The 18,081-nt window shown below is 33.3% G+C and carries 21 protein-coding genes and 1 pseudogene; 8 read left to right on the plus strand and 14 right to left on the minus strand.

Annotated elements, in window-relative coordinates; translation table 11 throughout:
- Positions 1–727: 727 nt before the first annotated feature.
- The 5 genes and pseudogenes from HYD3684_RS08515 to trmFO all read right to left on the minus strand — a co-directional run.
- Positions 728–856: pseudogene (locus HYD3684_RS08515) on the minus strand (NAD(P)-dependent oxidoreductase); the annotation flags it as partial.
- A 12-nt stretch (positions 857–868) separates the two neighbouring features.
- Complete coding sequence (locus HYD3684_RS02130; protein ID WP_041112947.1) at positions 869–1,981, minus strand: mechanosensitive ion channel family protein; 1,113 nt, start codon at positions 1,979–1,981, stop codon at positions 869–871.
- Between the two features lie 139 nt (positions 1,982–2,120).
- Entirely contained in the window at positions 2,121–2,303 is a 183-nt protein-coding gene (locus HYD3684_RS08320) for a hypothetical protein (protein ID WP_148233653.1), read from the minus strand.
- Positions 2,304–2,438: 135 nt separating this feature from the next.
- Positions 2,439–3,053 carry a trimeric intracellular cation channel family protein gene (locus HYD3684_RS02135; protein ID WP_015419049.1) on the minus strand — a complete coding sequence of 205 codons (615 nt, stop codon included), beginning with the start codon at positions 3,051–3,053 and terminating at the stop codon, positions 2,439–2,441.
- Complete coding sequence (gene trmFO / locus HYD3684_RS02140; RefSeq protein WP_015419050.1) at positions 3,046–4,341, minus strand: methylenetetrahydrofolate--tRNA-(uracil(54)-C(5))-methyltransferase (FADH(2)-oxidizing) TrmFO; 1,296 nt, start codon at positions 4,339–4,341, stop codon at positions 3,046–3,048. Before trmFO ends, HYD3684_RS02135 begins: the two co-directional genes overlap by 8 nt.
- A gap of 28 nt (positions 4,342–4,369) precedes the next feature.
- Between trmFO and HYD3684_RS02145 the strand changes: the two genes are divergently transcribed.
- Positions 4,370–5,218 carry an ATP phosphoribosyltransferase regulatory subunit gene (locus tag HYD3684_RS02145; protein ID WP_015419051.1) on the plus strand — a complete coding sequence of 283 codons (849 nt, stop codon included), beginning with the start codon at positions 4,370–4,372 and terminating at the stop codon, positions 5,216–5,218.
- On the opposite strand, the gene HYD3684_RS02150 is transcribed toward HYD3684_RS02145, so the two are convergent.
- Positions 5,219–7,261: an LPS-assembly protein LptD gene (locus HYD3684_RS02150; RefSeq protein WP_015419052.1), complete on the minus strand. Its 2,043-nt coding sequence runs from the start codon at positions 7,259–7,261 to the stop codon at positions 5,219–5,221.
- A gap of 5 nt (positions 7,262–7,266) precedes the next feature.
- The gene (locus HYD3684_RS02155; protein ID WP_015419053.1) at positions 7,267–8,043 is read right to left on the minus strand and encodes an HAD-IIA family hydrolase; all 777 of its coding nucleotides are present in this window, start codon (positions 8,041–8,043) and stop codon (positions 7,267–7,269) included.
- Between the two features lie 23 nt (positions 8,044–8,066).
- Here HYD3684_RS02155 and HYD3684_RS02160 point away from each other — a divergent pair, with 23 nt between their 5' ends.
- From HYD3684_RS02160 to hisF, 7 genes are read left to right on the plus strand one after another with little or no spacing between them, the layout of a single operon-like run.
- A complete protein-coding gene (locus tag HYD3684_RS02160) occupies positions 8,067–8,489 on the plus strand; it encodes a hypothetical protein (protein ID WP_015419054.1) in 423 nt (140 codons plus the stop codon).
- A 21-nt stretch (positions 8,490–8,510) separates the two neighbouring features.
- Complete coding sequence (locus tag HYD3684_RS02165) at positions 8,511–8,744, plus strand: YdcH family protein (protein ID WP_015419055.1); 234 nt, start codon at positions 8,511–8,513, stop codon at positions 8,742–8,744.
- On the plus strand, positions 8,741–9,238 hold the full coding sequence (gene leuD, locus HYD3684_RS02170) for a 3-isopropylmalate dehydratase small subunit (RefSeq protein WP_015419056.1): 498 nt from the start codon (positions 8,741–8,743) through the stop codon (positions 9,236–9,238). Before HYD3684_RS02165 ends, leuD begins: the two co-directional genes overlap by 4 nt.
- Positions 9,213–9,767, plus strand: coding sequence for an orotate phosphoribosyltransferase (gene pyrE, locus HYD3684_RS02175; RefSeq protein ID WP_015419057.1), 555 nt, complete (start codon positions 9,213–9,215; stop codon positions 9,765–9,767). The genes leuD and pyrE overlap by 26 nt, the downstream gene beginning before the upstream one ends.
- Positions 9,764–10,504 carry a TlyA family RNA methyltransferase gene (locus HYD3684_RS02180; RefSeq protein WP_015419058.1) on the plus strand — a complete coding sequence of 247 codons (741 nt, stop codon included), beginning with the start codon at positions 9,764–9,766 and terminating at the stop codon, positions 10,502–10,504. Before pyrE ends, HYD3684_RS02180 begins: the two co-directional genes overlap by 4 nt.
- Positions 10,501–12,972 (plus strand): PBP1A family penicillin-binding protein, encoded by a 2,472-nt coding sequence (locus HYD3684_RS02185; protein ID WP_015419059.1) that lies wholly within the window; start codon positions 10,501–10,503, stop codon positions 12,970–12,972. The genes HYD3684_RS02180 and HYD3684_RS02185 overlap by 4 nt, the downstream gene beginning before the upstream one ends.
- The gene (hisF, locus tag HYD3684_RS02190) at positions 12,962–13,720 is read left to right on the plus strand and encodes an imidazole glycerol phosphate synthase subunit HisF (RefSeq protein ID WP_015419060.1); all 759 of its coding nucleotides are present in this window, start codon (positions 12,962–12,964) and stop codon (positions 13,718–13,720) included. The genes HYD3684_RS02185 and hisF overlap by 11 nt, the downstream gene beginning before the upstream one ends.
- Positions 13,721–13,734: 14 nt before the next feature.
- On the opposite strand, the gene HYD3684_RS02195 is transcribed toward hisF, so the two are convergent.
- The 7 genes from HYD3684_RS02195 to HYD3684_RS02225 form a co-directional block, all read right to left on the minus strand.
- Entirely contained in the window at positions 13,735–14,316 is a 582-nt protein-coding gene (locus HYD3684_RS02195) for a PH domain-containing protein (RefSeq protein ID WP_015419061.1), read from the minus strand.
- A gap of 12 nt (positions 14,317–14,328) precedes the next feature.
- Entirely contained in the window at positions 14,329–14,778 is a 450-nt protein-coding gene (locus HYD3684_RS02200; protein WP_237698623.1) for a CopD family protein, read from the minus strand.
- Positions 14,779–14,859: 81 nt separating this feature from the next.
- Positions 14,860–15,309 carry a 50S ribosomal protein L9 gene (gene rplI / locus HYD3684_RS02205; protein WP_015419063.1) on the minus strand — a complete coding sequence of 150 codons (450 nt, stop codon included), beginning with the start codon at positions 15,307–15,309 and terminating at the stop codon, positions 14,860–14,862.
- Between the two features lie 10 nt (positions 15,310–15,319).
- Entirely contained in the window at positions 15,320–15,541 is a 222-nt protein-coding gene (gene rpsR / locus HYD3684_RS02210; RefSeq protein ID WP_012513495.1) for a 30S ribosomal protein S18, read from the minus strand.
- Positions 15,542–15,566: 25 nt separating this feature from the next.
- Positions 15,567–16,025 (minus strand): single-stranded DNA-binding protein, encoded by a 459-nt coding sequence (gene ssb / locus HYD3684_RS02215; RefSeq protein ID WP_015419064.1) that lies wholly within the window; start codon positions 16,023–16,025, stop codon positions 15,567–15,569.
- 12 nt (positions 16,026–16,037) lie between these two features.
- Positions 16,038–16,376 carry a 30S ribosomal protein S6 gene (rpsF, locus tag HYD3684_RS02220; RefSeq protein ID WP_015419065.1) on the minus strand — a complete coding sequence of 113 codons (339 nt, stop codon included), beginning with the start codon at positions 16,374–16,376 and terminating at the stop codon, positions 16,038–16,040.
- A 169-nt stretch (positions 16,377–16,545) separates the two neighbouring features.
- Positions 16,546–18,078 carry an ATP-binding protein gene (locus HYD3684_RS02225; RefSeq protein WP_015471340.1) on the minus strand — a complete coding sequence of 511 codons (1,533 nt, stop codon included), beginning with the start codon at positions 18,076–18,078 and terminating at the stop codon, positions 16,546–16,548.
- Between the last annotated feature and the right edge of the window lie 3 nt (positions 18,079–18,081).

Consider the following 18,081-nt stretch of genomic DNA (forward strand, 5'->3'; position numbering starts at 1 on the left):
TAAATAACTTACACAACACAGCATTGTTTGAATTTATGAGTGTTTTTTACTTGACGAAATGCTTTATTTATGTAATAAATTAAAAACCTCTTTCATTTTTTTGTACAGGGTATATTTTAGACGCATTTTCGAATCAATTTTCATACTCGTCATACTGGTCATACTCGTCATATACAAGTAGCGTCTTTGATTTTATAACAAATGATTACTTGTAAAAATCATTGATAGAGTTGCATTTGACACGTTCATTCACCAGAGAATGCTCTAGAACCATAGCATACTTGTCAGAGTTAAAGTTGGGTTGTAAATCTTCTAATAAGCCTTGTGGCTAATGGATACTCTGAGAGCAAGATATAGTCTACCTTGAATAATTTGGGTCTTTATCTCAAAACCAGAGAATTATAAGAAATAGCTATTTTTTAGTGTGCCAAAGGCATTTCTTACACTACCAGTGCCTGTTCCCTTGTCAACCCACGACAAGTCTGCCACGCTATAAGTAAAATGCAATACCATCGCTCTAGTGTGCTTTAGCATTTCTTAAATCTTTTAGGTGGCTTTGAAACAGTGGCAGACTTGTCCTGTTTTTTAGCTCTGAAATGCGGTCCAACCGCTCTGCTGCGATTCTTTAAATAAATATCCTTGTCTAGAGATTTTTTCAATAAGTGGAGTTCTGCAAATATTCAACAGGAGATTTTGTTATTAGATACAAAATTATTGACAAGTCTCTATCTAAATTTTTCTTATGCTTATCTATAACCACTATATTTGAATACCCTGCTTCTTTTAAAAATGCCACAAGATTTTGATCCACAAGCCCAGCACCACCTGGAAGGACTATTTTGTTGTATTTTTCCATATGAAAACTATATCAACTTTCGTCTTTTATTATTACATTTATCGTCTGATATGGTATTTCTATGTTTTCTTCCTCAAATCGCTTTTTTATGGCTTTTATAAGCTCGTGGACTATAAAATATTGCTTTTGAAACTCTTTTACTACTCTTACTACAAGAATTAACTCTATGCCAGAACTACCAAAAGATCTATATCTTACGACTGGCTCATAGCTTTTGTCTGCACTTTCTACTTTGTTTACAACCTCTTTTGCTATTTCTATAAGAAGTTTTTCTACTCTTTCAAGATTTTCTTTATAACCCACAGAAAAAGAGAACACCACTGACATATGTTCGTAAGTGAGGTTATAGTTTGTAATGACAGAAGATGTGAGTTTTGAGTTTGGCACCGCTATAATGTTTTTAGAAAGAGTTCTTATATGAGTAGTATGCCAATGTATATCTTTTACATAACCCTCGTATTCGTCAAACTTTATATAATCCCCTACTCTTATATTTTTACTAACCAGTATATAAAACCCAGATAATAAGTTTGATAGGGTATCCCGAACGACAAAACCTATTACTGCTGTACCAACTCCTAAGGTTGTAATAAGAGTAGTTATAGAGATTCCTATAATTTGAAAAGCTATAAAAAGCCCGATAATGAAAACAAATAACACTATCAAATCTTTTAATATGGGAGAATTTAATTCATCGGTTTCAGGCTTTATAAATAAATCTATTATCTTTCCTATAATTTTTGAAAGTATCAATCCTATAATTTTTGAAAGTATCAAAAAATTGATAATAACGAAAAAAAATATTATAGTCCTATCTATTATTAAATGATGTTTTATTACAACATGATCTTTTTTTGTGATGTAAAGATAATCAGAAAATATATAAGCTACTAAGAAAGCTAACCAAATTCCTATAAGAAACGGGCTTATGCTTATTTTGTTGGTGGTTTTAAATCTTTTGAAAACTGCATTTAGAGATATTCCTATTAAAAACCCTATACAAAAGAATAAAATACTCCAGAAACTAAAACAAAACACCAATAAACCGTATTCTTCTATAATTTTAAAAACGTGGCCCAGGAGCTCTAATAACATTAGGTGTCTGGTGATTGTTATTTTTTCCATACTAATATACTACAAGCTCGCTACACCGTGAACACATACCCACAAAAAAATTATAACACATTACCATAGGACAAGTCTGCCACGATCCACCACCTCAGAATTCTTTATACCATTACCATAAACTACTTCAGCAGGTGTTCTATAACCTAACGAACAATGAAACTGTGGTAGACTTGTAAACCGTGGTAGACTTGTAGGTCTTACAAAACTGTGGTAGACTTGTAAACCGTGGTAGACTTGTAGGTCTTACAAAGTTGTATTTTTCTATGTACTTCTCCAACACTCTAGTGTGCCAAGGGCATTTCTTACTATTGCGTGGCATACTTGTCGTATGATAAGTGTATTCTAAAAACATGCTTATCTGAAACGTGCTCACGCACTCTGTGTTCACAGTCTATCTGAACTTATACAGTGGTTTTCAAAGTAAATGCAAGAAAATGTTTAACAGTTAAATTGCCTACTTGAATTTAGGAAGTTTCCATTTTAGCATTATAGCCAACATCCTTATTGAAAAAACCGATATTACACAAAAAGATGCCGCAAGCGTTATGTTTTTGAAAAACGTTGTTGTAATATAAAAAATAACGGCGCCTATGATGCTACAACTAGCGTAAAAGTCATCTTTTAAAACAGATGGTATCTTTCCAAGAAGTATATCGCTTATAACACCCCCACCTACTCCTGTCAGTGTAGCCAGTATAACAATTCCAAACACGTTTACGCCTGCCTTATAAGCGATCATGGCACCTGTGGTGCTGAAAGCCGACAATCCTACAGCATCTGGTATTAGTATGAGCATTGAGCTTTCAATACCCTCAAATTTGTAAATAGATATCCCTATCAAAAGCCCTAAAATGGCAAATATCATATTTTCTTTAGATTTAAAAGCTATTGGAATGGTATTTATTATGACATCTCTTAATATACCGCCCCCAAGGGCTGTGGTGATAGCTAAAACCGTTATACCAAGAAGATCTAAATCCTCTTTTATGGCTTTTAAAGTACCAGATATCGAAAAGGCTACTATACCAACCAAGTTTATAAAAGAAAAAACTGACCAAAAGTCAATCATGTATCTTGTGATGCTCTATAAACTTTTTCATATCAAAAAGTGCTCTGTAAGCTTTTAATAATTTTTTATGCTTTTTGGGAGCCTCTATGTCTGGTAAAAGCCCAAAAACTGGATTCATAGGTTGAAGCTCTCCTTCTTTAGAGCTTATATAGTCTAAGAGCGCTCCTAACATGGTGGTTTTTGGTGGTGTTATAGGTTCTTTGCCTTCTAATTTTAACCATGCGTTTATACCTGCTATAATACCAGTGGCAGCGGAAGCTGAATAGCCTTCAACACCGGTTATTTGTCCTGCAAAAAGTATGTTTGGATTTTTTCTTAATTCAAGAGTTGATCTTAAAAGTTTGTTGGATTGTAAGAATGTGTTTCTATGCATAGAGCCAAGTCTTGAGAAAACAGCATTTCTAAGGCAAGGTATAAGCCTGAATACTCTTACTTGTTCTTTATAGGTAAGTTTTGTTTGAAATCCCACCAAAGAAAGGGCTTCTCCTTCTTTTGTTTCTTTTCTTAGCTGTACTATTGCATATACATCTTTTGATATGTGATGTTTTAAACCTTTTGGGCTCATTGGTCCAAAAACAAGCGTTTCATAACCCCTTGATGCCATTTCTTCTATAGGAAGGCATCCTTCAAAGTGCACCACTCTTTCAAAATCTTTGGTGGGTACTTTTTCTGCTTTTAAAAGCTCATTATAAAATATATCGTACTCTTCTTTGGTCATTGTACAGTTAAAATAATCATCTCCTTTGTCATATCTAGAACCCCAAAATCCCTTTGAAAAGTCAACGCTTGAAGCTTCTACGATTGGAGCTATCGCATCGTAAAAGTAAAGATAATCATCTGTTATAAGATTCTTTAAGTATTTTGAAAACTTTTCTGAGGTAAGAGGCCCTGTGGCTACTATATTTAGCTCGTTTTCATCTAGGCTTTCTACTTCTTCTCTTACAACTTCTATATTTGGATGAGACAATATCGTTTTTGTCATAAAATCTGAAAACTCGTTTCTATCTACCGCCAAAGCGCTTCCGGCTTTGACATAAGAGTGTTTTGCAGCTTTTATAACAAGGGAGTTTAAAAGTTCCATCTCTTTTTTTAGAAGGCCTGCCCCAGTAGTTATTTCAAAACTTCCAAGGGTGTTGCTACAAACAAGCTCTCCAAATTTATCCGTTTTGTGAGCCTCTGTAGTAGTTATTGGCCTCATTTCAAAAAGTCTAACTTTTATGCCTTTGTTTGCTAAAAAATAAGCCGCTTCTGAACCAGCAAGCCCTGCTCCTATGACGTTTACTTTCATGTTAATATTTTATGATAAAATAGTTGCTGTGAATGGTTTTTTAGATTTAAAAGCTTCAAAAGTGTTTAAACAATTTATAGTGTTTGCAGAAGAGATATTAAGTGAAAAAGGATATAGTTTTATAAAGCTTCCAATGTTTGATAGCTTTTATAATCAAATGAGAACCACCACCAACTACAATGAACTTATCACCATAAGGTCTTCAAAAGAGGTGTTTGTTTTAAGAAGAGATATGACTTATCAAGTGGCAAGCTATATAGCTTCTTTAAAAGAAAGAACTTTACCAATAAGGATATATTATGAAGGTGAAGTGTTTTCTTGGGAAAATGAAATAAAATCCGATTATCAGCTTGGTTTAGAATACATAGGATACGATAAAGACGATGGGATATTTGAAGTAATTGATATTATACATAAGCTTTTAGCATTTTTTAACAACGATATTTTCATTTATATAAACGATGAAGCCATACTAAAGGAGCTTCTGTCAAAGTTTGATGATAAACATAAAGAAGATGTAAAATACGCTCTTACATCAAAAAATCTAAATACACTTTATAAATATGACCTTGATTGGATGCTTTTGGAAGATGAAAATGTAGTTTTTGAAAAACTAAGCGCTTTTAACATCGATAGCACTAGGCTCCAAAATGTTTTTTATATTTTAAAAAATAAGTCTTTAAACGTAAGACTTGATATATCAGAGTTAAAATCTATCCCTTACTACGATGGTATAACGTTTTCTTTCTATTCCCCAAATCATCCTTTTGCAATAGCCTCTGGTGGTGAATATCAGATTTTAAAAAATATTTATAATTTAGATATAAAAGCGTGCGGTGGTGCCATATATCTTTCTTCCATATTGGAGAAAATATAATTACCTAGATATTGGTACGGTTAGATGCTCTAAGTTAAATACATTAAAAGTCAAAAGAACATAATTTATATATTGATTTCTTGTACCATCAAAGTACTCTTGAAAAGACAACGATACAGAATAACATTCTCCGTTGTAAGTTAGGTTTAAATACCTAGACACATCGTGTCCACTTATATCATCATGGATTATACCACCGTTTATGTTAAAAGCTTTGTAAGCATAAGATGCGCCGTAGCTTTGCTGATTTAGTGTATATTTTCTGTTTATATCTTTTGCTGTGCTATCACCAAGGTAAAAGTTGAACTTTTTAAAATTTACGTTTATATATTGGTTTTCTTCTGGAAATTCATTTTTGTTAAAATCATAAAAACTATCTATTGTATAAGACAAATTTTGAAAAGGTCTAAATGTTATTGTGGTCCTAAGAGGTAATAGAGGTTTATGCACTATGAGGTTTGAATTTTGATAACTAGCGGATGTAACAAATGAATTTAGTGAACTAAGATATGTGGGGAAAGCGTACTCTTTTAAAAACGTATAACCATCTTCTAAATATACGTTTGCAAAGTTGTAACCGTTGTAAGTAAAAGCGTTGTTTATTTTAAAATCTAAATAATTTTGATTTGACTGGTAATCTTTGTAATCAAATATTGGGTTGTTGGTATTGTTGATAGGTTGATAGTTGTAAGATAGCTCGTAAAAGTTGTTTATATTTAGGCTTTTAATATGAAAATTTTTGCTAAAAAACGTTTTGTTTTGAAATAGAACTTGATATGTTGAGGATTTGTAGCCGCTTTGATTTAAGGCTATATACTTTGTACCTAAGAAGTTTATATTTGTGCTGTTGGTAAAAGGTCCGAGGCTAAGGGTTTTTGTTAGGTTTGGATTTACGATAAGCCTATCTCCTTTTAGTCCATCTTCTCTGTAAAAATATGTGTTTTGAGCACTTATGTTATAGTAGATGTTATCAAAAAGAGGATGGTTTTTCCATAAAAAATCTATTTCTGGAAGCCTTTGGAGTGTATAGGCATTTGTGTTTGATGTAGTATCGTAAAAAAAGTGAAAACTTACATCTGCAAAAAAGTCTTTATTGTCTTTTTCGTAATTTACATAAGAAGTTAAGTAAGGTATAGTCCTCTGGATGGATTTGAAATACATATCCTGCATAAAGTAAGGATCTGATATTGTATCTAGCTTAAAATCAATACCGTCGTATCTTCCAAAGATGTCTAATCTGTATCGGTTAGACCTAAATGTTGACAAATCTCTACCATACCACCATTCTCCTGGTGTGGAGGGCTCTTTAAAGTAGTATGTGTTGAAATTTATATAATCTTTTTTTGTAAAAGCTTGTCGATATTGGAAAGAGAGTCCTTCACCTTCGTTGTTTCTGTATTCTGGGGTTATTGTCATGTCTTTATCTTGAGATATTGCAAAATATATGGGTTGTTGATATATAAATGCATTGTAGGTATTTGAGCCTATAAGAGGTGGAAGTAAGCCACTTCTTCTTTTGCCTACAGGAAATATGCCGTAAGGTATATAAAGAATAGGTAGTTTTTTGTAAGCTAAAATGTTTGAATTTGCATATACGTATTTGTTGGTTACTTTTGCACTAAAAACACAAAGACGCAACTTTTTATCCTTTAATTCTTTATCTATTTTACAAGTGCTTACCACTCCTTTTTTTATAAAATAAACTTTATCATCTTTTGTTATTTTATTAGCTACAAAATATATGTTGTGAAGTTTTCCGTAAGCGTCTAAAAAGTATCCTTGCTTTGTTGATAGGTTTAGTTTTCCCATTTTACCATAAATGTTTTCCTGATTTACAACGTTGATAAGATGCACATGCCCAATCAAAGTTATAGTTTTTGAGTTTTTATCGTATATGGCTTTATCACAGTATATCGTATAATCTTCGTAGTATATCACCACATCTTTTTTTGCTATCACTTGGTTGTTTGGTTCTTTTATCAAAATATCAGATAGTATCTTTACAGGCTCAGTTCCGTATGATAAAGCTACTATTAAAAGCAAAAAAACTAAGATTCTAAACTTAATAATATCTCCTCCGCTTCTTTTAAAGAGCTTACTATGAAGTCTGGTCTAAAATCGGTTTTTTCTAAATCTTCTTTTTTATATTTACCAGTGGTAATAAATATAGTCTTTATGCCAAGAGCTTTAGCTCCTATCAAGTCTGTATAAAAATCATCGCTTATTATTACACTATCTTTGTATTCATCGTTGTTTAAAGCTTTTGATAAAAATAGTTCTGATGGTTTTCCTAAGTTTGGTATATCTTCCTTGTAATCTGTGGCATTTGCTATCATAAAAGCCAAAGAACCAGAACCTTGAAAATAAAGCCCGTCAGAGTCCTTTACGATTTTGCTGTGATTTATAGGTATTATTTTTGCTTTGTTTAAAAATACTGCTGATATTGCTTTTTTTAACTTTTCAAAGCTTAGCCGTTTGTCTTGACCTATGATTACACTTTCTACATCTATATCGTCTTTTACCTCTACAAATTTTGATAAATAGGCTTTTAAGTGATCTGTACCTATTACAAAACAAGAAGATATATCTTTTTCTTTAAGATAATCTGGAAGTATTTTTAAAGGTGTCAGAATATCTTTATCTTCAACGTTTAATCCTTTTTCGTTTAGTATTTTTACCAGCTCTTCAGGTGGTCTTGTGGAGTTGTTTGATAATATTTTAAAGTTTTTGGTTTTTAAAAAGCTTAAAAACGCTTTTGAATCTTCAAAAAGGTTGAACTCTTTATCTTTTACCAATACACCATCTAAATCCACTAGTATTTTCATAGAAAATAGTTTACAATGTTTTTATGGAACTTGTGGATATTTTTTATAAGAGAGCTATAATGTTTTGGAAAAGTTTTTTAGGTTTAATAACAATATCTTATATAGCGCTTTTGTTGTCTTACTTTATAATAAGATTGCCTATAAAACTTCCTCTTGAAATTAGGTTTTATTTGATTGGAGGGGAGATATTTTTGGGTATCATAGTGTTTTTCTTATCTTATTTTGTTAAAAAGCAATACATACCTGTATCGATTCATGAGCCTTATTGGAGTTATAAAGCTATGAAAGGTTATTTCTGGCCTTATAGCATAGCTTCTGCTCCTTTTTTGTTTGCTGGGATATTTTACCTTTTAGTGGCTGATTTGATAAGTTTAAGCGTGGGGTTTTTTATAAGCTTTTTACTTATTTTTTATCAAAAGCCCAAAAAAGGTGATATAATATACTAACATCAAGCTGGAGGTTTTAATATGGATAGAAAAGCTATTGAAGAAAAGTTATACAAAGAAGATCATCATTATAGGCATTTAAAGGACAAACACGATGAACTAGACAAAGAAATAATGAAAATGGAAAAGCACCATCCTATGACTTATGATTTGGAACTTCAAATAGAAGCTCTCAAAAAAGAAAGGCTTAAATTAAAAGACGAAATGGAGTTAATTGTTGTAGAATATATGAAAAAGCATGGAGAAGTGGCATGATTATAAAAGGTAGAATATGGAAGTTTAAAGACAATATAGATACAGATCAGATTATACCTGCAAGATATTTAAATACATCAGATCCTTTGGAGCTTGCATCTCACGTAATGGAAGACTCTGAAAAACCAAACTTTGCGAAAGAGCATCAAGAAGGTGATATCATAGTAGCTGGTAAAAATTTTGGTTCTGGCTCTTCTAGGGAACATGCTCCTATAGCTATAAAGTATGCTGGTGTACCAGTGGTGGTGGCTAAAAGCTTTGCAAGGATATTTTTTAGAAATGCAATAAACATAGGTCTTCCGATAGTAGAGTGCAAAGAAGCTGTAGATGAAGCTGAAGATGGAGATATTTTTGAAATAGACCTTGAAAATGGTATAGTAAAAAATGTTACAAAAAATAAAACCTATTCTTCTACTAAATTTCCAGAAGAGCTTATGGCTATACTAAGAGCTGGTGGGCTGATGGAATATGCAAAATCAAGATTATCTTCTTAAGTTAAAAGAACTTATAAAAAAATATTCTCTTTTGGTAGCAGATGAACCTAAGTTTAAACTAGTTTCTGGTAAGCTTAGTAAGTATTATATAGATTTAAAACAAGTTACCTTTGATCCAGAAGGCATATACATACTTGGCAACGTTTTGTATGATATGCTAAAACCTTTTGACGTTGATGCTGCAGGTGGACTTACGCTAGGAGCCGATCCTATGGCATATGCGGTTTCAATTATATCCTTTGAAAAAGGCAGGCCTATAAAACCTTTTGTAGTAAGAAAAGAGCCAAAAGATCACGGCATGGGTAAGCAAATAGAAGGTAAGCTAGAAAACGTTAAAAATGTGGCTATATTAGAAGATGTATCTACTACAGGTGGGTCTTCTTTAAAAGCTGCAAACGTTTGCAAAAACGCTTCTTTGAACGTGGTAGGTATATTTACCATCGTAGATAGAGAAGAAGGCGCCAAAGAAAATATAGAAAAGGAAGGTTTTAAATTTTATTCTGTGTTTAAATTATCTGAGCTTTTGTGAAAAAAAGACTAGATCTATTGTTGGTGGAAAAGGGCTTGGTTTCTTCTCGTGAGAAAGCTCAAGCTTTTATAATGGAGGGAAGGGTTTTTGTAAATGGTAAAGCTGTTTTAAAAGCTGGTACCCTTGTGCAAGAAGAAGATGGTATTGAGCTTTTAGGAGAAGAAAAATTTGTATCAAGAGCAGGCTATAAGCTCGAAAATGCCATAAAAGAGTTTGATGTGGATGTGTCTGAGAAAATATGCCTTGATATAGGATCTTCTACGGGTGGGTTTACGGATTGTCTTCTTCAATACGGTGCAAAATTGGTTTATGCTGTAGACGTAGGGCATCTTCAAATGCATGAAAAGCTAAGAAAAGATCCAAGGGTGATGTTGTTTGAAGATACAGACATAAGAGTTTTTAAAAAGCCAGATGATATCGATTTTGATATTGTTACTGTAGATGTGTCTTTTATCTCTCTTAAGAAGATAGGAGAGTATATTAAAAATCTTTGCTCTTATTATACAAAACTTCTTATGCTTGTAAAACCTCAATTTGAGCTTTCTCCAAAGCATCTAAAAAAAGGAATAGTAAAAGATGATAGTGCTAAAATGCTTGCTCTTGAAAGTGTCATATCTCATTTTGAATCTATAGGTTTTGAGCTTTTAGCATATACAAAAGCAAGACCAAAAGGTACCAAAGGAAACGAAGAATTTTTTACTTATTTCATATTAAAGGATTATAATAAGACAAAATGAAAAACATACTTTCTTTTTTAGGTTTTTTTATAGTTGTTGTATTTGTGCTTTTAGGAGTATATGTTTATAGCGTAAGTATTGGGCTTCCAGATGTTAGAGCTTTAGAGAATTGGCATCCGCCGGAAGCGTCAATGGTGTATGACTCAAACGGTAAACTTATAGGTACGATAGGAGCTCAGAATAGGATTTATGTAACAATAGACAAAATACCTAAAATAGTTCAAGATGCTTTTGTTTCTGCTGAAGATAAGACTTTTTATCACAACATAGGAATAGACCCAACAAGTATAATAAGGGCTTTAATAGTAGATTTAGAAAAGGGAAAGGCTGTAGAAGGCGGAAGCACTATAACCCAGCAACTGGCGAAAAACCTTTTCCTTACCCCTAAGAAGACAATATCAAGGAAGATAAAAGAAGCAATCCTTGCTATAGAGATAACTCATACTTTTCCCAAAAGCAAAATACTTGAAATGTATCTCAACCAGATATATTTGGGGCATGGTGCCTTTGGTGTAGAAGCTGCATCGGAAACTTACTTTGGAAAACACGTTTGGCAACTAAGCCTTGATGAAGCTGCTCTTTTGGCAGGGCTTCCTAGGGCTCCTACAAAGTATGATCCATATATAAATCCAAACTTGGCTCTTCAGAGAAGAAACTACGTTTTGTATAGAATGTATAAAGATGGCTATATTACGAAAGAAGAGTACCTTAAAGCCTCTCAGAAACCTATTGTTTTAAACAAACATACAAACCCCATCACCAATAGCGATTATTTCGTTAGTTTTTTAAAAGATTATATGTATAGAAATTTTCCCGATCTTATTTATCAAGGTGGATTAAAAATTTATACCACTTTAAATGAAACGCTTCAGCAAGCAGCGGAAAATGCTGTTAGAAACCAAATATTGTATATATCTAAACTAGAACATTATCCAGTTCTACCTTGGTCTATTACCGATACTATAGCAAAATTTAAGGCTCAAAAAATAGATCTTAAGAAATCCAGGTATTATATAGGTTTTGTTAAAAGCATAAAAAATAATCAGGCAAATATAGATATAAACGGCACAGAGGTCACAGCTAAAATTTTCCCCGGTATAAACGCTGGCGAGTACGTAATGGTAGAACTTTCACGCACCACAAGTATGCCACGATCTACAAGTATGCCACGCCCCAATAACGGATTTAATGCAAAGATAATACCACAGCTTCAATCGGCTTTGGTTAGCATGAACGTGCACAACGGTGCTATATTGGCTTTGGTGGGTGGGTACTCTTATCAGCTTTCTTCTTACAATAGAGCAGTTTATGCTTTAAGACAGACTGGTTCTGCTATAAAACCTATAGTTTATCTATCAGCCTTGATGAAAGGCTATACTCAGATAACCGAGATAGACGCTACGCCTCATGCTTATAAAGATCCGTCTGCCCCTGGTGGATTTTGGACACCTAGAAATTATGAGGGAGAGAGTTTTACTACAATTACCTTGAGAAGGGCTTTGGCTTACAGCGTTAATACTGCGAGTGTTAATCTTTTGGCCCAGGTGGGTTTTGATCTACCGATATCTTTAGCAGCAAAGGTGGGTATAAAACTTCCTCCTTATTATTCTATGGTGCTTGGTAGCACAAGCGTTACTCCGCTTCAACTTACAAACATGTATCAAGCTTTTGCCAACTTAGGAACTTATTGTGAACCGTATTTTATAACAAAGATAGTAAACTCTCAAAACCAAGTGGTATATATAGGTCATCCAGTTTGCTACAACGTATTTCCAGCTCCTTACGATAGGGTCTTGATATCTATGTTAGAATACGTGGTAAAAGTGGGGACTGGCTATGCTGCCCATGTGTTGGGACCTTATATAGCTGGTAAGACAGGTACTACAAACCATTACGACGATGCTTGGTTTGAAGGCTTTTCCTCTGATGTAGTAACTGGTGTTTGGACTGGGTTTGATATAAGAAAAAGAATAGGTCACAATATGGCTGGTGCTGCAGCATCGCTTCCTACTTGGATAAACTATATGAAAGAAGCACTAAGCATATATCCGGAAAAGCCGTTTCCTTTACCAGATGGGGTAGAGTATGTGGAGATAGACCCAAAAACTCATTTAAGAGCTACTCCTTCTTGTCCCGGAGAGCCTATACTTTTTGTAAAAGGTACAGCACCAGAAACAACTTGTCAAAACGTTTCCTTGCCGGTTCTTCAAAGTTTAAACCCAAATCAACCTCAAAACCCAGGAAGTCCTTTGCAACCTTTAAACAACAATTCCTCACAATCACAATTCGCACAGCCCAATTCCCAACCATCTCAGGGCACTGCATCACCTGCTAAGCCTTCAACAAATCCTAGCTCAAAAAATCCAAACAGTATATTACCTAAGATAATACAAGAAATAAACAAAGAGACTAATAAAATAGATAACGAAACAAAAAATATAGATAAGGAGTTAAACAATGCTCGCTAAGAGGATTATACCGTGTCTTGATATAAAAGATGGTAGGGTGGTAAAAGGTATAAACTTTGTAGATTTAAAAGATGCTGGGGACCCAGTGGAAAATGCAATTGTTTATGAAGAGCAAAAAGCTGATGAAATAGTGTTTTTAGATATAACAGCCTCTTACGAAAATAGAGATACGGTGGTAGATTTGGCAAAAAGAGTAGCTCAAAATATCTTCACCCCTTTTACCATAGGAGGCGGGATAAGAACCTTAGATGATATAAGAAAACTTCTAGAAGCCGGTGCCGATAAAGTATCTATAAACTCAGCTGCCGTTAAAAACCCTCAGCTTATCTACGAGAGTGCAAGAAAGTTTGGCTCTCAGTGCATAGTGGTGGCGATAGACGCAAAACATGCAGAAGATGATACTTGGCATGTTTACATAAACGGTGGTAGAGTAAATACACATTTAAACGCTATAGAATGGGCTAAACAAGTAGAATCTCTTGGGGCTGGTGAGATTCTTCTAACATCTATAGATAAAGACGGTACAAGATCAGGCTACGATATAAAACTAACAAATCTTATATCAAAAGCTGTAAATATACCAGTTATAGCCTCTGGTGGGGCTGGTAGAAAAGAGCATTTCTTAGAAGCTTTTAAGCTAACTGAAGCAAGCGCTTGCTTAGCGGCTTCTATATTTCACTTTAAAGAAATATCTATACCAGAGTTAAAGGCTTATTTGAAAGAAAATAACGTGCATGTTAGAGTATAATTTATCTTATAAAACTACGTTCTCATTGATACAAAAGCTTTTATAAACTCTTCAGCGTTTTTTAATTCGAGTTCTCTATTCCAGATTTTTAATTCTGCTCCAGATGTGCTTATTATAGCAATTTTTGAAAAGCCAAAGATTCTACCTAAAAGGCTTTGTTTTAACACTATGTTTGATATTTTATCAAGGCTATAATCGATTACGTTGTTGCCCCAAGTCCCATAAGCTAAAATGAGTCTTTTGTTTGTGATAAAAAGCTTTGTGGTTTTCTTTAAAACATAAGGCTTTATCAACATAGATAAGCTAAAGCTTAAAGCGTATAAAAATACCAAGAAGAATAGGCTTATATCTTTGGCAACTAATACCAATATGCTTATTATAAGACCGATTACACCTATCAATGTGGCTTTGATGATTTCCTTTATGTATACCATCTCTCCTTCTACTATTATATGTTCATCCTCGGTTAGGTATTTTTGAATTAGTTTTTCTTTATTTCCTAATTTTATTTTTATAGCATTTATTGTTATTACTAAAAGCCAATATACTAAAAGTATGCCAAAGGCCAAAGACACTATTGAATGATTTTTTTCCATAAAACAATTTTATCACATGTTATATCTCAAAGCGCTTGCTAGAAAAACTATACCAAGACTTAAAATTAAATTTAATATACCTAGTATTCTTGTTATTTTTGCATATTTTTTAGAGTTTTTGGCTTTTGGACTAAAATAAAAATCATGAAGAATTGATATCAACACCACCAAAAAGAAAGTATGGATTTTAATTTGAAGCGTTTTTTGATATAGTGACTCCGGATGGAGTAATGAAGTATAAGGTACTGATAAAAAATGCATGTTTAAAAGACCTGTTATGAAAAGCGTCGGAAGACCTATTAGAGTACCTATGTTGCTAAATCTTTTTCCTATGTTTTGAAAAGCTTCATCTTTGAAAGGGGTTCTTCTTATATAAGGAGAAGATACAAACACCATAAATAGCATACCACCTACCCACAAGCAAGCAAATGTTATATGTATAAAAAGTATAAAAACATTCATAAGTAAATGATAACTTATGTATTTATAAAAATCTATGATATTGTTATTGTAAGAAGCTGGCATAAAGCCAGCAAAGGATGTTTATTTTGATTCTTCTTGAACATTTACTTTTACACTAGCGTATATGTCGTTGTGTAGTCTAACTTTTACGGTATATAAACCTAAGTTTTTAATGGGTGAACTTATTATGATCTGCTTTTTGTCTACGTTAAAGCCTTTTTCGTTAAGAGCTTTGGCGATGTCTGAAGTGGTTATAGCACCAAAGAGTTTACCATTTTGACCTACCGGTTTTCTAATGGTTATTTCTGCACCATCGAGCTTTTTGGCTAACTCTTGAGCTTGAGCTCTTATTTTTTCAAGTTTTCTGGCTTTTTGGGAAAGTATGCTTTGGATATGTTTTATGTTGCCCTCTGTGGCTGGCAATGCCAGTTTCCTTGGTATTAGGTAGTTGTTGGCAAAACCATCTCTTACAGTTATGATATCTCCAAAGCTTCCACGTCCTTCCAATTCTTCTAAAAGAATCACCTTCATGATATCCTCCTTATACTACTACGTAAGGTAGCAAAGCAAGCTGTCTAGCCCTTTTTATTTCATTGGCTAGCTTTCTTTGATGTTTGGCACATACGAAAGTCATTCTTCTTGGAAGAATTTTGCCATGCTCAGACATAAACTCTCTTAGTTCGTTGTAGTTTTTGTAGTTTGGATCTCTTTTTTCCATGCAAAACTTGCAAACTTTAGCTTTTTTCATCTTAGTTTCCATCATACTTCACACTCCTTTTTTAAAGTTTTTAAAATGGTACGTCATCATCGTCTTCTAAGCTTTTTTCTATGTCAGACCTAATATTTTCTATACCGTTTATATCTTCATCATTGTAAAAGCCATAAGACAAATCTTCTTGCGTAGAAGGTTTATTTTGTGCTCCTTGTGGTCTTGAAATTATCTTAACGCTTTCGGCTACTATGCTTACTTTAGACATATTTTTACCATCTTGAGAAGTCCACCTATCTTGAGCGAGTCTTCCTTCTACAAGTATCATATAACCTTTTGATATTTGTGTAGATAGCCTATCAGCCAACGCTCCATAAGCTTTTACATCAAAATAGTGAGCTTCTTCTTTCCACTCGTTATTTACTCTGTAGCTTCTGTTGTAGGCTATGGATATATCAATTGTCTTGTTGCCAGACGGAAGTATCCTTAGTTCTGGGTCTTTTGTCAGTCTACCTATCAAAATAACTTTGTTTATCATAAAATCTCCTATTTATTGAGAAACTTTTTCCTCATTGGTTTCTTTGGATAGTATGTTTAACCATCTTATAACATCTTCGTTTATCTTGTAGTAAAAATCAAGGTCGTTTGGTAGTTGTGGATTAGTAGAAAATATTTTGAAGAAGTGGTATCTTCCATGCCCAAATCCACTTATTTTATAGGCCAAATTTTTAGTACCCCAATCTTCTTCATGGACAATATTTCCACCTTTTTTGGCTATGAAGTCTTTCACTTCATTTAGCTTTGTATTGTACTCATCCTCGGTAAGTGTGGGTTTAAACACCACCACACTTTCGTACATCCTCTGTGCACGATAATGTTTTGAGCTCATAATACCTCCTTAAAATTAATCAAAGTTTAAAACTTTAAATAAATATTTTACCATATTTTTTTGTTTTAATATTATAAGTTTTGTATTTACGCTCTCATGATATTATGTAAGAAATGCTACAAGTATGCCACGGCCTAGCACACTAGAGCGACAACATTGCATTTCAGTATTATACTTTCTCCCACTCAAAGCCAACAATGTTTTTATCTTTCTTGCTAAACTCTATCCCTATTAGGTATATCTCATTATATTTGCCCATATACTTCTCATAATACTTTTTTTCTTTTATCTGTTTTAAAGCAACGCCTTCTTCTTTGTCTTCTACCACTTTAAACTCTATTATATAAACGCTGTCATCACTTAGTACACTTAAATCTATTTGCCCCTTGTTGGTGTTGTCTTCTGCTATTACGTTTAGCCCTGCTCCGTTAAAAAGTGCATATACAATAGATGCATAAAAACCTTCATAGGAATCTATATCGTTTTTCCTATACCAATCATGTGGAATGCTTGCAAAAAATCTATGTAAGATGTCTTTTAATTTTTCTACTTGTCTATTCTCAAAAGCCTCTATTAGACCTATTTCAGTTTTATCTTTTAAAGAAAGATTTTCTATCACATAGCCTAAGAAAAAGTCGTTAAAGCTCATTTTTACTTCAAGGTTTGGAAAAGATAGTGTGTATAAGTTTTTGTTGCCTTTTGTTTTAAACTCTTTTATCGTAAGATATCCTGATTGAAACAAAAGATTTTCTATTCTTATATTATCCACATCAAGGTTTGATAATATCTCTTCTCCTACTTCAAGGTTTTCAAGCTCTGGGATGTAGTATCTGTTTTTCATAAACATCTTAATAAGGAATGTAGGTGTCCCTGTCTCAAACCAGTAAGGTTTAAACATTTTCTTATCAAACAAAAGCAATATATCAAAAGGATTGTAAACACTCTCTCCAAGCCAAGCGTAGCCGTTGTACCAGACTTTTATCTTTTCTTTATCAAAATCCTTTAATCTGTCTTCAAACACACTTTCAAGCTCAGATTGGGTATATCCGCAAACAGTGGCAAAGCTTGGGTCTATGGTAATATCGTTTAGCTGGTTTAATCCACTAAAGATTGATACCTTTGAAAACCTTGATACTCCTGTAAGAAATACAAGTTTAAGATAGGGATCAGCATCTTTTAACACCGAATAAAAATCTTTCAATATTTCTCTATTTTCTCTTGCTACTTCTATATTCTCTATCGCATCCAATATTGGTTTGTCGTACTCATCTATGAGTACTACTACCTGATGGTTGTGCCTGTCTGATAATATCTTTATTGTTTCTTCTAATTTACCTCTTGGTGTTTTGTAGCTAAGTTTTAGGTTGTGATCTTGTTGGATATTTAAAAATATCTCTTCTAAGTTTATCATTAAATCTTCTGAGCTTCTATTTACCCCTCTTCCAAGGCTTATTTTTAACACTGGATATTTCTTATTCCAATCCCAATTATCGTATAGATAGAGCCCTTTAAATAATTCTTTGTTGCCAGAAAAAGCTTCTTTTAATGTATCAAGAAAAAGAGATTTACCAAACCTTCTTGGACGTGATAGAAAGTAATATTTGCTAGTTAGCTTTGGTATAAAATGTGTTTTATCCACATAGTAAAAACCGCCTTCTATGATATCTTTGAAGGTTTGTATGCCTATTGGTAAAAGCTTCATAAT

Source organism: Hydrogenobaculum sp. 3684, assembly GCF_000213785.1.
Classification (GTDB): domain Bacteria; phylum Aquificota; class Aquificia; order Aquificales; family Aquificaceae; genus Hydrogenobaculum.

What these genes read in the sequence shown, in the direction of transcription:
- leuD (WP_015419056.1), top strand. Translation starts at nt 8,741, where the DNA reads ATGATTATAAAAGGTAGAATATGGAAGTTTAAAGACAATATAGATACA.
- HYD3684_RS02160 (WP_015419054.1), top strand. Translation starts at nt 8,067, where the DNA reads ATGGAACTTGTGGATATTTTTTATAAGAGAGCTATAATGTTTTGGAAA.
- trmFO (WP_015419050.1), bottom strand. Translation starts at nt 4,341, where the DNA reads ATGAAAGTAAACGTCATAGGAGCAGGGCTTGCTGGTTCAGAAGCGGCT.
- HYD3684_RS02225 (WP_015471340.1), bottom strand. Translation starts at nt 18,078, where the DNA reads ATGAAGCTTTTACCAATAGGCATACAAACCTTCAAAGATATCATAGAA.
- HYD3684_RS02185 (WP_015419059.1), top strand. Translation starts at nt 10,501, where the DNA reads ATGAAAAACATACTTTCTTTTTTAGGTTTTTTTATAGTTGTTGTATTT.
- HYD3684_RS02195 (WP_015419061.1), bottom strand. Translation starts at nt 14,316, where the DNA reads ATGGAAAAAAATCATTCAATAGTGTCTTTGGCCTTTGGCATACTTTTA.
- hisF (WP_015419060.1), top strand. Translation starts at nt 12,962, where the DNA reads ATGCTCGCTAAGAGGATTATACCGTGTCTTGATATAAAAGATGGTAGG.
- rpsF (WP_015419065.1), bottom strand. Translation starts at nt 16,376, where the DNA reads ATGAGCTCAAAACATTATCGTGCACAGAGGATGTACGAAAGTGTGGTG.
- ssb (WP_015419064.1), bottom strand. Translation starts at nt 16,025, where the DNA reads ATGATAAACAAAGTTATTTTGATAGGTAGACTGACAAAAGACCCAGAA.
- HYD3684_RS08320 (WP_148233653.1), bottom strand. Translation starts at nt 2,303, where the DNA reads ATGCCACGCAATAGTAAGAAATGCCCTTGGCACACTAGAGTGTTGGAG.
- HYD3684_RS02165 (WP_015419055.1), top strand. Translation starts at nt 8,511, where the DNA reads ATGGATAGAAAAGCTATTGAAGAAAAGTTATACAAAGAAGATCATCAT.
- rplI (WP_015419063.1), bottom strand. Translation starts at nt 15,309, where the DNA reads ATGAAGGTGATTCTTTTAGAAGAATTGGAAGGACGTGGAAGCTTTGGA.
- rpsR (WP_012513495.1), bottom strand. Translation starts at nt 15,541, where the DNA reads ATGATGGAAACTAAGATGAAAAAAGCTAAAGTTTGCAAGTTTTGCATG.
- HYD3684_RS02135 (WP_015419049.1), bottom strand. Translation starts at nt 3,053, where the DNA reads ATGATTGACTTTTGGTCAGTTTTTTCTTTTATAAACTTGGTTGGTATA.
- HYD3684_RS02130 (WP_041112947.1), bottom strand. Translation starts at nt 1,981, where the DNA reads ATGGAAAAAATAACAATCACCAGACACCTAATGTTATTAGAGCTCCTG.
- HYD3684_RS02200 (WP_237698623.1), bottom strand. Translation starts at nt 14,778, where the DNA reads ATGAATGTTTTTATACTTTTTATACATATAACATTTGCTTGCTTGTGG.
- pyrE (WP_015419057.1), top strand. Translation starts at nt 9,213, where the DNA reads ATGCAAAATCAAGATTATCTTCTTAAGTTAAAAGAACTTATAAAAAAA.
- HYD3684_RS02155 (WP_015419053.1), bottom strand. Translation starts at nt 8,043, where the DNA reads ATGAAAATACTAGTGGATTTAGATGGTGTATTGGTAAAAGATAAAGAG.